The 12,736-nt window shown below is 65.4% G+C and carries 13 protein-coding genes; 12 read left to right on the plus strand and 1 reads right to left on the minus strand.

The features are described from left to right. Positions 1 to 206: 206 nt before the first annotated feature. Positions 207 to 653: a GNAT family N-acetyltransferase gene (locus tag JWQ91_RS01050; RefSeq protein ID WP_297779617.1), complete on the plus strand. Its 447-nt coding sequence runs from the start codon at positions 207 to 209 to the stop codon at positions 651 to 653. A gap of 204 nt (positions 654 to 857) precedes the next feature. On the opposite strand, the gene JWQ91_RS01055 is transcribed toward JWQ91_RS01050, so the two are convergent. Continuing rightward, entirely contained in the window at positions 858 to 2,519 is a 1,662-nt protein-coding gene (locus tag JWQ91_RS01055) for a GMC family oxidoreductase (RefSeq protein WP_297779620.1), read from the minus strand. Positions 2,520 to 2,830: 311 nt separating this feature from the next. Between JWQ91_RS01055 and JWQ91_RS01060 the strand changes: the two genes are divergently transcribed. The 11 genes from JWQ91_RS01060 to JWQ91_RS01110 all read left to right on the plus strand — a co-directional run. Continuing rightward, positions 2,831 to 3,673, plus strand: coding sequence for an ABC transporter permease (locus JWQ91_RS01060; RefSeq protein WP_297779623.1), 843 nt, complete (start codon positions 2,831 to 2,833; stop codon positions 3,671 to 3,673). Next, entirely contained in the window at positions 3,673 to 4,488 is an 816-nt protein-coding gene (locus tag JWQ91_RS01065; protein ID WP_297779625.1) for an ABC transporter permease, read from the plus strand. Before JWQ91_RS01060 ends, JWQ91_RS01065 begins: the two co-directional genes overlap by 1 nt. Continuing rightward, complete coding sequence (locus tag JWQ91_RS01070; RefSeq protein ID WP_297779627.1) at positions 4,485 to 5,666, plus strand: MCE family protein; 1,182 nt, start codon at positions 4,485 to 4,487, stop codon at positions 5,664 to 5,666. The genes JWQ91_RS01065 and JWQ91_RS01070 overlap by 4 nt, the downstream gene beginning before the upstream one ends. Before the next feature lie 19 nt (positions 5,667 to 5,685). Beyond that, complete coding sequence (locus tag JWQ91_RS01075; RefSeq protein ID WP_297779629.1) at positions 5,686 to 6,759, plus strand: MCE family protein; 1,074 nt, start codon at positions 5,686 to 5,688, stop codon at positions 6,757 to 6,759. After that, the gene (locus JWQ91_RS01080) at positions 6,756 to 7,745 is read left to right on the plus strand and encodes an MCE family protein (RefSeq protein ID WP_297779631.1); all 990 of its coding nucleotides are present in this window, start codon (positions 6,756 to 6,758) and stop codon (positions 7,743 to 7,745) included. Before JWQ91_RS01075 ends, JWQ91_RS01080 begins: the two co-directional genes overlap by 4 nt. A gap of 5 nt (positions 7,746 to 7,750) precedes the next feature. Then, the gene (locus JWQ91_RS01085; RefSeq protein WP_297779633.1) at positions 7,751 to 8,992 is read left to right on the plus strand and encodes an MCE family protein; all 1,242 of its coding nucleotides are present in this window, start codon (positions 7,751 to 7,753) and stop codon (positions 8,990 to 8,992) included. A 23-nt stretch (positions 8,993 to 9,015) separates the two neighbouring features. Then, positions 9,016 to 10,182, plus strand: a complete 1,167-nt coding sequence (locus tag JWQ91_RS01090; RefSeq protein ID WP_297779635.1) for an MCE family protein — start codon at positions 9,016 to 9,018, stop codon at positions 10,180 to 10,182. Next, positions 10,182 to 11,489 carry an MCE family protein gene (locus JWQ91_RS01095; protein ID WP_297779639.1) on the plus strand — a complete coding sequence of 436 codons (1,308 nt, stop codon included), beginning with the start codon at positions 10,182 to 10,184 and terminating at the stop codon, positions 11,487 to 11,489. Before JWQ91_RS01090 ends, JWQ91_RS01095 begins: the two co-directional genes overlap by 1 nt. Before the next feature lie 17 nt (positions 11,490 to 11,506). Next, positions 11,507 to 11,992, plus strand: coding sequence for a hypothetical protein (locus JWQ91_RS01100; RefSeq protein WP_297779642.1), 486 nt, complete (start codon positions 11,507 to 11,509; stop codon positions 11,990 to 11,992). A 38-nt stretch (positions 11,993 to 12,030) separates the two neighbouring features. Then, on the plus strand, positions 12,031 to 12,486 hold the full coding sequence (locus JWQ91_RS01105; protein ID WP_297779644.1) for a hypothetical protein: 456 nt from the start codon (positions 12,031 to 12,033) through the stop codon (positions 12,484 to 12,486). Between the two features lie 33 nt (positions 12,487 to 12,519). After that, positions 12,520 to 12,736: ATP-binding cassette domain-containing protein (locus JWQ91_RS01110; RefSeq protein ID WP_297779648.1), on the plus strand; the 217-nt coding region annotated here is incomplete at its 3' end.

The raw sequence follows: 12,736 nt of genomic DNA on the forward strand, positions 1-12,736 counted from the left end.
TGCCCCCCACTTGCCCCGGGAGCATTCAGCCGCCCGCGCGCAGCGCGGTCGGGCGACGCTGGATGACGTCCTGCGGCGAGGAGCAGCGATCACGACGGATGATGACGACGACGGCTGAAACTACGCCAGATTCGTCTGATCTGGCGGGTAGCGTTCGTGAGGGTCGATCGCGAGGATGAGGCAGTCATGGTCAGTACGCTCGATTGATGAGTTCAATCGCACCGATCGCACACGATGACCGCACCGAATGGCTTGCGCTCTGGAACGGCTACCTCTCGTTCTACGAATCGAGTCTTGATGACTCGACGACGACGGCGACGTTCGCCCGCCTCATCGACGCGGACTCCGGCATCCACGGAGCGATTGCCCGCGACGAGAACGGCGACGCCGTAGGCATCGTTCATTGGTTGACGCACCCTGCGACATGGACGACGACAAACTACTGCTACCTCGAGGACCTGTTCGTCGCTCCTGACGTTCGCGGCGGCGGAATCGGGCGAGCCTTGATCGAGCACGTTCGCGTGTGGGCAGAGGAGAACGGGTCGGCAAAGGTGTACTGGCTCACCGCGGAATCGAACGCGACAGCACGAACCCTTTACGATCGCGTCGCGTCGCGGACGGGCATGATCCACTACCAGATCAAGATCGACTGAGGACGTACGCACACGACAGTGCGGCGCGATGGCGGCGGAGAGTGTGACGCGTTGCAAGTGTGTGTGACGCGTCGGTGCGAGGTCGCGAGCACGTCACGGCAGCGCGGGAGCGACAGCGGGAGCGTGTCGGGGCGGAGCGCTGCAGACGAGAGAGATGCCGATCGTGGCCTCCATGGGCGTACGGCGGTGCTACTACAGCGTTTTTCACGTGGTGGCCGGCAGGGCCGGCTGTGCCGCCGGGGTTCCCTCGAGCCGCACGTACTTCTCGCCGAGTTGAGGGCGTGCATCGGCCTCGCCCCGGTTCGGCCAGAAAGACATCGCACGCTCCGCCTGTGCCGTGATGGTCAGCGACGGATTGACACCGAGGTTCGCGGAGATGCTCGACCCATCGATCACGTGGAGTCCCGGGTGACCGTAGAGCCGCTGGTACGGGTCGATCGCTCCTGTCAGGGGAGAGTCCCCGATGGTGCAGCCACCGATGAAGTGGGCTGTCATGGGGATGTTGGCGATCTCACCGATCGTCCCGCCCGCGACGCCGTCGATCTTTTCGGCGACGCGACGCGCCGCGTCGTTGCCGGCCGGGATCCACGTGGGGTTCGGCCCACCGTGACCGGCCTCGGACGTGAGCTTGAACCTGCCGGTCGATGTGCGCCTGCCGGTGACGGTGATCGAGTTGTCGAGCGTCTGCATCACCAACATGATGATGGTCCGCTCAGACCATTTGCGCGTCGAGAACCAGGTCCACTGTGCCGGGTGGCGAAGCAGTGTTCCGACCCACTTCATCCAGCGCGGCACTCGTCCGCCCCCGTCGGTGAGAGCGGTCTGCAGGAGTCCCATCGCGTTGCTGCCCTTGCCGTAGCGCACCGGCTCGACATGAGTGTGCTCGTCGGGATGGAACGAGGACGTGATGGCCACCCCGTGCGTGTAGTCACTCGAACGGTCGCTGGATTTCGCGCCCAGGATCGACTCCGAGTTCGTCCGGGTCAGGACGCCGAGGCGGGGTGAGATGCCCGGCAACGCCCCGGTGGCCCGCAGCCGGTGCAGCAGCTTTTGGGTGTTGTAGGTGCCGGCCGAGAAGATGACCTCACGTGCCGTGAAGGTCTCACGGTCCCGTTTGCGTCGTCCGCTGGCACCGGACCGAATGGCGCTGACACGGTATCCACCGGCGTCCATGGGCTGCACATCGACGACGGTCGTGAGCGGCCGGATCTGAGCACCCAACAATTCTGCGAAGTACAGGTAGTTCTTGTCGAGGGTATTTTTGGCACCCACCCGGCAACCGGTCATGCACGACCCGCAGCTCGTGCAGCCCGTGCGCCGTGGCCCGGCCCCGTTGAAGTACGGGTCGTCGACCTCGACCCCTGGCTCGTCTCCGAAGAAGACACCGACGGGTGTGAGTCGGAACGTGTGGCCGACACCCATCTCGTCGGCGACGGCCTTGATGACGTCGTCGGCCTTCGTCATCTCGGTGTTCTGGGTGACGCCCAGCATGCGCTGCGCCGTCGCGTAGTGCGGCCTGAGCTCGTCCTCCCAGTCGGTGATGTGCGACCACTGGGGGTCGTTGAAGAACGGGGCCGAGGGCTCGTACAACGTGTTGGCGTAGTTGAGCGATCCACCGCCCACGCCGGAGCCGGCCAGGATGACGACGTCCCGAAGGATGTGGATGCGCTGCATCCCGAAGCATCCGAGCCGAGGCGCCCACAAGAACTTGCGCACGTCCCAAGAGGTGCGAGGCGTCGTCTCTGGTTCAAACCTCCGGCCAGCCTCGAGGACAGCCACCGAGTAGCCCTTCTCGACGAGACGAAGAGCCGAAACAGACCCTCCAAACCCGGAGCCGATGACGATCACGTCGTGGTCGAAGGTCATAAGAAGTCCTGTCCTTTGAGGGAGCCGAGAGAGGCATCGATGCTCAAATGTGCCAAGGATCAGGCGAGCGGGTCTCGATCAATGAGCCCAAGCCTGCGTTGCTTTGTTGGACCAACGAACAGTGCACAGCCCTGCGCGATCTCGAACAGGCAAGGATCTCCCGCTCGAACTCGGGCACAGCGACTCTCCTTTGTCCTCCCGCACAGGACGCACGGCGCCCTTTGGCCATGCGGCACGAGTTTCAACCCACCCAGGACTGACACTGTGACCGAGGCGCTGCCTCATGGTCGGCGTCCAACCCAGGAGGCCCGATGACGACGACTGCTGCCCCGGCACATCCGGAGGCGATGACGCCGGAGCGCACGAAGATCGCTCAAGAGGCGCTCGCCTCCAACGGGCTGGTGAAGACGTTCGGTGTGATCGGCGACTTCTACAGCTTCTGCGGAAGTGTCCTCAGAGCGATGCTCACGACGAGGTTCCAGTTTCGGGAGTTCGTGTCGCAGGCCTGGTTCATCACCTCGGTGTCGTTGGCGCCGGCGATCTTCGTCTGCATCCCGTTCTGTGTCGTCATCATCTTCCAGGTCAACAAATTGCTCATCGAGATCGGCGCCGTAGACCTCTCGGGCTCGGCGGCAGCAGTCGCGGTCATCCGCGAGATCGGGCCGGTCGTCTCTGTGCTTGTCGTGGCCGGCGCCGGCGCCACCGCCGTCTGTGCCGACCTCGGGTCACGCAAGATCCGGGATGAGATCGACGCCATGGAGACGCTAGGCATCGATCCGATCCCTCGCCTCGTCGTGCCGCGGGTCATCGCCTCGATGGTCATCGGTGTCGCGCTCAACGGCATGGTTTCCGTGGTCGGTCTGGTCGGCGGCTACTTCTTCTCCGTGGTGCTCCAGAACGCGACACCCGGACTTTTCCTGTCCGACCTGACGCTGCTCGTCGGCACGCCGGACTTCCTGTCGGCCGAGATCAAGGCCGCGGTCTTCGGACTGCTCGCGGGGCTGACGGCCTGCTTCCTTGGTCTGAACGCGAAAGGTGGGCCCAAGGGCGTCGGTGACGCCGTGAACCAAACGGTGGTGTTCGCCTTCATGCTGCTGTTCGCCGCCAACAGCGTCATCAGCATGATCTTCCTCAACCTGCGGGCCGGTGCCTGATGTCGGTGCTCAGGAACGGACCGACGAGGTGGGTCTCAGCACTTGGCGAGCAACTGGCCTTCCATGCCGAGTCGTACCGCCAGATCCCCCACACGGTGCGGCGCTACCGCACCGAGATCATCAGGCTCCTGGCCGAAGTGAGCATGGGCAGCGGCGCGCTCGCCCTCCTGGGAGGCACTGTCCTGGTCATCGGCTTCCTCACGGCCTCGGCGGGCATCGAGGTGGGCTTGCAGGCGTACACGACATTCGGCAAGATCGGCGTCTCGGCACTGACCGGCTTCTTCTCCGCCTACTTCAACACCCGTGAGATCGCCCCACTCATCGCCGGCATTGCTTTGACCTCCACGGTCGGCGCAGGCTTCACCGCCCAGCTCGGCGCCATGCGGGTCAGCGAAGAGATCGACGCACTCGAGGTCATGGCCGTCCCTTCAGTGCCGTACCTCATCACGACTCGCGTCATCGCCGGCGTCATCGCGATCATCCCGTTGTTCGCCATCGCCACGGTTACGACCTTTCTGGCGACCAAGCTTGTCGTTACGGTCGGCTACGGGCAGGCCGTCGGCACCTACGACCACTACTTCACGACATTCCTGATCCCGGGCGACGTGTTCCTCGCGCTGCTCAAGTCCGTCCTGATGGCCCTCGTCATCATTTCGGTCTGCTGCTACCACGGCTTCCACGCCACCGGCGGACCAGCAGGCGTCGGCCGGGCCGTGGGCGTCGCGGTGCGCTCCGCGCTCATCGCGATCATGCTGGTCGACCTGGCGTTCGGGCTCGCCTTCTGGGGAAACTCGACCGTCCACGTGACGGGATGACGGCGATGAACGGGCACCGTCACCTCGGCTTCGGACTGGCATTCCTCCTCATCCTCGGGCTCATCGCCTACGGCGTTGTCGCTATGTACCGCGGTGACTTTCGATCGACCATCCCCGTCACGGTCGATGCCAGCCGCGCCGGCCTCACCATGGAGCAGGGCGCGGTTGTGAAGCTGCGAGGCGTCGCGGTGGGCCGGGTCGCCAAGGTCTCCCCAGCCGCGAACGGCGCCGTCATCGATATCACCATCGACGCAGGCCAGGTGAAGAACGTTCCCGCCGACGTCACCGCCCAGATCGTTCCGCCCACGGCGTTCGGTGCCAAGTACGTTCAGCTGACGGCGCCGACCCTGGCTCGTGAGAGGTCGATCGCGGCAGGCGCGGTCATCAAGGCAGACCGTGTGACGGTGGAGGTCAACGACGCCTTCAGTCACCTCGTCGAGGTGCTCGACGCAGCGCGTCCATCAGAGGTCAACAACGCCCTCACCGCCCTGAGCACCGCGCTCGACGGGCGCGGCGACACGATAGGCCAGCTCGTCGAGAAGACGGACGACTACCTGGCGTCGTTCAACCGCACCCTCCCCTCGCTGGCTGACGACCTCCAGCGTTCGGCGAGCGTCGTCGACACCTACGACCAGGCGCTTCCCGACCTGCTCGGCGCGGCCAAGAACGCTACCGTCACAAGCAAGACGATCGTGAATCAGCAGGCCTCACTGCACGCCTTCCTGATCAGCCTTACCTCGTTCTCCGAGAGCGCCGACACCCTTGTGGACACATCGGCACCTGACCTGGACCGCACCGTCGAGCTTCTGGCGAAACCCGCCAGCGTCATCGCACGGTACTCACCCGAAATTCCATGCGTCATCCAGGGCACGCAACTCACCAACACCTGGGCCGAGGCCGTCATCGGCGGCAAGCAGCCGGGCATCAAGACCATCACGACCCTCCAAGGCGGCGACGAGCCCTATCGCACCGCGGAGAACCTCCCGATCATCGGCAACGACACAGGTCCACAGTGCTTCGGCCTTCCCCGCATCACCAAGGCGGACGTCGACGCCCCGAGCCCGTTCTTCAAGACCGGAGCGAACCCGTATGCACATCAGACTTCCACGACCCCGTCGGCTGAGCTGTCCAAGACGTTCTTCGGCACCCTGGCCGGCTTGGTGAACTTCCTTGACTGAGCCCACGAAGACCGCACATGTGATCGATGAACCCGCCACCGCGGCCCGCTCGGTCAGTACCAGCACCGTTCGCCGCCGTCAGCGCAGCGATCTCATCAAGCTCATCACGTTCCTGGCCGTCATGGGGGTCCTCACCTTCTACCTGTTCCTCGTGATGGGCGACGTCCGACCGGGCGACCGGACGTCCTACCGGGCGAGCTTCGACGACGTGTCGGGCCTCAAACCGGGCGACCAGGTCAGGGTTGCGAGCGTCGCGGTCGGCACTGTGAAGACGATCGACATCAATGCCGACGCGACCGTTGATGTCACCTTCGACATCAAGAGCGACATCCCGATGAGCACCGCGACGAGCGCCACAGTGACCTACAAGAATCTCGTCGGCGATCGCTACCTTGCGCTCAAACGGTCGAGCACAGATGCTCCCAAGCTACCTGCCGGAGGCTTGATCCCAGCCTCGCGGACCGAGGCTGCGCTCGACCTCGACACCCTGCTCAACGGATTCAAGCCGCTGTTCGTCGGTCTCAACCCTCAACAGATCAACAAGTTGTCGGTGCAGCTCGTCGACGTGCTTCAGGGACAAACCGGAGCAATCCGACAGCTGTTGGCCAGCGTTGCCTCCGTCACCTCGACGATCGGTGACCGGGAGGAGCTCGTGGGTCAGGTCGTGCGCAACCTCAACACCGTCGTCGGCGAGGTCGACACCCACCGTGACGGCTTGGACACCCTGGTGGCCGGCCTCTCCGATCTCGTCAGCGGGCTGGAAAAGCAGGACACCCAGGTGCTCGACGCGGCGAGCCAGATCAGCGACTTCAGCGAGCAGGCCACCGACGTGCTGCAGCGGGCCCGTGGCGACCTGACGCCGACCCTGAAAAGTCTGCAGGAGGCCAGCCGCGGGCTCAACCAGCAGGAGGGCAACCTGCGCGAGGTGCTCGACCAGCTGCCCAAGCACTACGACACGCTCAGCCAGACCAGCTCGTACGGCTCGTTCTTCAACTTCTTCCTGTGCGGCGTGCGATTGCAGCTCACGGACGACGCGAACGGCACGCCGATCGCGACCCCGTGGATCAACAGCGACCTTGAGAGGTGCAAGTGAGGAACCGGAACGGCCTGACCCAGGCAGTCATTGGGTTTGTTGGCACGGCGTGCGTGGTGGCCTTGGTGCTGGCCGCGATCAGGTTCTCCGACTTGCCGTTCGTCAGGGACGGTTACGTGCTCGATGCGAGCTTCGTGGAAGCCGGCGGACTGGAGACGGGCGATCCCGTGCTCGTGTCCGGTGCGACCGTCGGCACGGTCGACTCGATCGACCTGGACCGTGGGGTCGTGAGGATCGCACTGCGAGTCAAGAACGGGGATCTGCGGCTCGGCGACACCACCGAGGCCAAGATCGTCACCACCACCCTCCTCGGGCAGGCCGGCGTCCAGCTGGATCCGTCGGGGGAGGGCGCGATGGGCGCCGGGGACACCATCGGCGTCGACCGAACGTCCTCGCCGTACGACATCACGGCGGCCCTCTCCGACCTGACCACCGAGGCGAGCGAGATCGACGTCGAGCAGCTCTCTTCGTCGCTGACGACGCTGTCGGGCACGTTCAAGGACACGCCTGACGACGTGAAGCAGGCACTGTCCGGGCTCGACAGCATAGCCAGTGCGGTGTCCGACAACGACGAGGCGCTGCAGCAGCTTCTCGACCGGGCCAGCCGGGTCACAGGAGTGCTGGCCGACCGTGACCAGAAGGTCGCGACACTGCTGAGCTCGGGACAGAGCCTGCTGCGCCAGCTCAACGCCCGTCAGCAGGTCGTCACCGACCTGCTGGATGATGCCGGGTCGCTCTCCGCCCAGCTCAGTGCGGTCGCCCGCGAGAACGACGCGGTGCTCGGCCCGTCGCTGACCCAGCTCAACAAGGTCATCGCCGTGCTGAACGACAACAAGAAGAACCTGCAGAAGGCGATCATCGGCCTGCGGGGTTACGCGACCAACTTCGGCGACGCGCTCGGCACTGGGCCGTGGTTCGACGCCTACATCCAGAACCTCACCTCCCCGGGCACTCTTGCCCCCGTGATCTCGGAGTTCCTCCAGTGACCAGCGTGACGAACCTCGACGCCAACACACCCCGCAGAGCGCTCCGGCGCTTGGGGGTCGCCACACGCATCACGGTTGTGGTCGCCTTCGTGATCGCCGCCATCTCTGTTTTCGCTCTGGACACACGGCGGGACCACACCGTGACCGCCTACTTCTCGACGTCCACGGGGCTCTATATCGGGGACGACGTCAAGGTGCTCGGCGTGCGGGTCGGGCAGGTGACCGACATCGACCCCCAGGGTGATCGGGCCAAGGTCACGATGAAGGTCCATCGCAGCGAGAAGATTCCTGCCGAGGCGAAGGCAGCGATCGTCGCACCCAGCCTGGTCTCAGGACGGTTCGTGCAGCTCGCGCCGGCCTGGAAGGCAGGCCCCACGCTCGACGACGGCGCGGTCATAGCCCTGGGCCGAACTGCCGTCCCCGTCTCGTTCGACGAGGTCAAGAACGAGCTCGTCGACCTCTCGACCGCGCTCGGCCCCGACGGACCCAGCGGCTCGAGCAAGGGTGCTCTCGGCGAGGCGATCACAACGCTCGAGGGCAACCTGGGCGAGGGCAATGCCACGCGGCTCAAGAACAGCCTGTCCTCGATGCAGGAGGCGGCCGGCAGCCTGAGTGACAGTCGCGGGGACCTGTTCCAGACGCTGACCAACCTGAACACCTTCACCCGAACCCTCGTGACCAACGACAAGGAAGTGGCCGGATTCACCAACGGCCTCGCGCAGTTTTCCGACGTGCTGTCGGACAACCGCACCCAGCTCGCAGCTGTGATCAAGGACCTTCGCGTGGCTCTGAACGATGTGTCCAGGGTCCTCAGCGAGAATCGCGACACCCTCTCGACGAGCATCACCTCTGCGACGACGCTGGCTCAGACGATCGCCTCGCGCAGCAACGCTCTTGCCGACATCCTGCACAGCGCGCCCACGGCCGTCATCGACCTCTACAACGCCATCGAGAACGGCGCCGTGACCGGCCACGTCGCGCTCGGCAACCTCGACAGCGTCTCCCAGCTACTTTGCGGTGCTGTCCTCGGTGTAGGCGGCAATACCGCGACATGCGACGACGCGCTGGGTCCTCTGCTCGGGCTGCTCGGCGTCACCGGCGTTCCGGGGACACCCGGTGCCCGGGGCACTGGCCAGTCGACATCCACGCAGAGCGCTCCTGACCAGGCGCTCGTCCGAGACCTGCAGGGTGGGCTGGGCGACGTGTCGACGACTCTGTCCGGTCTGCTCGGTGGAGGTGCTCGATGAGTTGCCTGCGAGCAGTTACTGCCATGGTCGGCGCAGCGGTCCTGCTGACGGCCTGCTCGGTGCATCCGAATGACAACACCCTCCCGGGGCAGGTCGCGGTCGGAGATGATGGCTACACGGCGTACGTGACCTTCGACCAGGTCGAAAACCTTGTGTCCAACTCCACCGTGCAGATGGGCGACGTGGTGATCGGAACAGTCGCCAAGATCGTGGTCCGCGACTGGCAGGCTCGGCTCACACTGCGTCTGCGCAAGGACGTCGCCGTACCAGCGAACGCCGTCTTCACGATCGGCCAAAAGACACTGCTCGGCGCGCAGTACGTTCAAGTCGACGCCCCGGCGAAGGCGCGTGGTCGCCTCGCCGCCAACGCCGACATTCCTGTCTCGCAGACCGGGACCTATCCAGCCACCGAACAGGTTCTGGCGTCGGCGTCCCTCCTGCTCAACAACGGAGGCCTCTCGCAGATCAGCACCATCACGGGAGAGCTGAACAAGACTCTCGACCGACGAGTCCCCGACACCCAGTCCGTCATTCGCCGGCTCAACCGGCTGCTCGGCACCCTCGACGCCAACAAGGAGGAGATCGTCGCCACGCTGGAGTCGCTCGACCGACTCTCGACCACGGCCGTCGCGCAGCGCAGGACCATCGTGCGCGCCCTCGACACCATCGGCCCGGCGCTTCGGACCCTCGACGACGAACGCGCCACCTTGGTCGACACCACGACCCGTCTGGGTAAGACCAGTGTCAAGGGCAGCGAGGTTCTGACCGCGAGCTCCGAGGCATTCCTGGCGACCCTCGGGGCACTGCGTCCGACGCTCGGCGAGCTCGCGAAGGTGGCTGCTGACGTGCCCGACGCGCTCAAGCTCCTCGTGTCGCTGCCGTTCCCGATCATGACGACGAGCAACGCCGTCCGCGGCGACTACGCCAACCTGTTTGCGACCGTGGACCTGAGGCTCCCCACCCTGGCAAAGAACTTCGGCGTAGACCTGTCCCTGCTGGAGACGCTGGCGAAGGCCCGTGCCGCGGACGCCGGTGGTGCGCCCGTGGCGGGTGAAGACTCGGCCTCGATGAAGGGTGCGAGCCCTTCCCCCGGTCTGCCTGAGGCCACCCCGTCGTCCCAAACGAGTCCGTCCCCCACGCCGACACCCGGCTCCGGCTGCGGCATCCTCAAGCTGCTGGGAGTCTGCTGATGTTGACCACCCTCGTCAAGCGCCAGCTCGTGATCTTCGCGGTCCTCGCCTCGCTGGCACTGATCTTCACATCGGTGACCTACGCGCGCGTGCCAAAGCTACTGGGAATCGGGACGTACTCGGTCTCGGCCGACTTCCGGGACATCAGCGGCCTCTACCCAAGCGCGATCGTGACCTACCGCGGCTTCGACGTCGGCACCGTTGAGGCAGTGGAGCTGGAGGGCTCCGGCGTCCGGGTCACCATGGACCTCGAGCGGGGAACCAGCATCCCGGCGAGCAGCCACGTTGAGGTCCGCAGCACCTCAGCGATCGGTGAGCAATACCTCGATCTCGTCCCCGACAGCAAGGCTGGCCCGTTCCTCGACGAGGGCGACGTCATCGCCCGCGGCAGCACTCGAGAGATGCTCCAGATCACGCCGGTTCTGGAGGAGCTCGACTCGTTGTTGAAGTCCGTACCGACCAAGGCGACAAAGAACCTGCTCGACCAGGTCGACGAAGGGCTGGGAGGACGCGCGGATGAGCTCGCGAGCATCATCGACGACACTTCGTCCCTCGTCGATGCCGCCCAGGACTCACTGGAGTCGACGACCAGCCTCGTCGAGGCTGCATCGCCGCTTCTCCAGACGCAGCAGCAGCTCGCCGACCAAACACGGTCCTACGCCGGCTCGCTCAAAACGTTCACGCGCACGCTGACCGGCAGCGATGCCGACGTACGCAAGCTCATCGCTTCCAGCCAGCCGGTCGACGAGCTCACGAAGACCGTCGACGTCATCAGCCCGTCGCTTCCTGTGCTGCTGGCCAACACCGCCACGATCTCTGAGGTGCTCAACGTCTACACCCTGTCACTGACCTCGACCCTGTCGATCTACCCGGCGCTGATGGCCCGCCTGCAGGGTGTCCTCTACGACCGGGTCAAGCAGGGCGAAGGCCACCTGGACATCAAGGCAACCTTCAACGACCCTCAGCCGTGCATCACGGGCTACTACTCGGTCGACGAACGCCGGCAACCGTCCGACACCTCCTACCGCCCGGGCAAGACGGCCTATTGCGACAAGCCCGCAGCGGCGCCCGAGGTCGTGCGAGGCACTCGGAACCTGCCCTGTGTGAACGATCCGTCGCGGCGAGGTCCACGCTCGGCGTCCTGTGGCCTGGTCTTCGACGGGGCCACCACATCGGCGGGCACATCGTCGGCCCTGCTCGAGGCGGCGGGCACGCTGCAGAGCTCGGACCCCGCTGACAGTACCTCCGCCGAAAGAGAGGAAGACGAGCCATGGATGACACTCCTGACCTCGCCACTCCAGCAGTGAGCCGACCGTCCCGCCGCGTGATCCAGGTGGACACGTTGGCGTCGATCGGGCTCATCGCCGTGCTGGTGACCCTCGTCGTGACCGGCGTTGGGCAAGGGCGGCAGATGCGGCGGGACGCCGATGTACGGGCCGACCGGTCGGCCGCAGTGAAGGCGGCACGCTCCGAGGTCCTGGCCCTGACCCAGGTGTCGACCTCCACCTCGGACGAGGCCATCCGGAAGCTTATCGCGGGCGCGACCGACGACTTCCAGGCACAGCTGCAGGATCAGGCGGAGACGTTCCGAGCGGCGGTCAGTCAATCGAAGGTCACCTCGACCGGATCGATCGCCGCGGCCGGCCTCACCTCGCTGGAGGGTGCCAAGGCAACGGTTCTCGTCGCAGCGTCCGGGACGGTCAAGAACACCAAGGCGACGCAGGCTGCGCCGCGGACCTACCGCATGACAGTGCGGCTCGAGAAGGTCAAGGACCGTTGGCTCGTGGCCGGACTGGAGTTCGTCGCATGAGGCGCCCCAGCCTGCCTCGCAGCCGGTGGTCTCTGCAGATGCTCGGCGCCCTCGTCGTGGCGGCTTCGCTGGTCAACGTCGTCCTCCTGGTGCAGGGGCGGTCGGAGTCATCCGGCAACGCGGCGCGGACGGCGGCGCTCGAGGCTGCCGAGGCGCGCGTGCCTGCGATGTTCAGCTACCGCTACGTCGACCTGGCGGCAGACCTTGCAGTTGCGGGTAGCAACACCACGGGCGAATTCAAGACCAAGTACGCCAAGGTGCTGCGCGAGGTCGTGCTGCCCAACGCTCGCAAGCGCAAGGTATCCACCCAGGCGACGGTCCAAGCTGCAAGCGTCATTCGCAGCACCAGCTCGCACGCGGAACTACTGCTGTTCGTCAATCAGGCGACATCGACGAAGACCGCCGAGCAACCTGTGACGTCCGCAACCCGGATCATCGTCACCATGACCAAGACGTCGGACGGTTGGTTCGTCTCCGGCCTGGAGCCGGTGTGAGCAGCATCTCCAGGAACTACGAAGGAGCATGAGATGGGTGTTGAGGTCAAGGTCGAGGGTCTGACGAAGAAGTTCGGTAGCTCGCTGATCTGGAAGGACGTCTCGCTGACGCTTCCGGCCGGTGAGATCTCGGTGATGCTCGGCCCGTCGGGCACCGGCAAGTCGGTGTTCCTCAAGACGTTGATCGGTCTGCTCAAGCCCAATGAGGGTCATGTGTGGATCGAGGGCGTCGACATCGCGAACTGCAAGG

Origin of the sequence: Aeromicrobium sp., assembly GCF_025965075.1 — a bacterium.
Classification (GTDB): Bacteria; Actinomycetota; Actinomycetes; order Propionibacteriales; family Nocardioidaceae; genus Aeromicrobium.

Excerpts from the sequence above, each read along its gene's own strand:
- JWQ91_RS01050 (WP_297779617.1), top strand. The coding sequence starts at position 207 with ATGAGTTCAATCGCACCGATCGCACACGATGACCGCACCGAATGGCTT.
- JWQ91_RS01090 (WP_297779635.1), top strand. The coding sequence starts at position 9,016 with ATGGTCGGCGCAGCGGTCCTGCTGACGGCCTGCTCGGTGCATCCGAAT.
- JWQ91_RS01105 (WP_297779644.1), top strand. The coding sequence starts at position 12,031 with ATGCTCGGCGCCCTCGTCGTGGCGGCTTCGCTGGTCAACGTCGTCCTC.
- JWQ91_RS01095 (WP_297779639.1), top strand. The coding sequence starts at position 10,182 with ATGTTGACCACCCTCGTCAAGCGCCAGCTCGTGATCTTCGCGGTCCTC.
- JWQ91_RS01070 (WP_297779627.1), top strand. The coding sequence starts at position 4,485 with ATGACGGCGATGAACGGGCACCGTCACCTCGGCTTCGGACTGGCATTC.
- JWQ91_RS01065 (WP_297779625.1), top strand. The coding sequence starts at position 3,673 with ATGTCGGTGCTCAGGAACGGACCGACGAGGTGGGTCTCAGCACTTGGC.
- JWQ91_RS01055 (WP_297779620.1), bottom strand. The coding sequence starts at position 2,519 with ATGACCTTCGACCACGACGTGATCGTCATCGGCTCCGGGTTTGGAGGG.
- JWQ91_RS01060 (WP_297779623.1), top strand. The coding sequence starts at position 2,831 with ATGACGACGACTGCTGCCCCGGCACATCCGGAGGCGATGACGCCGGAG.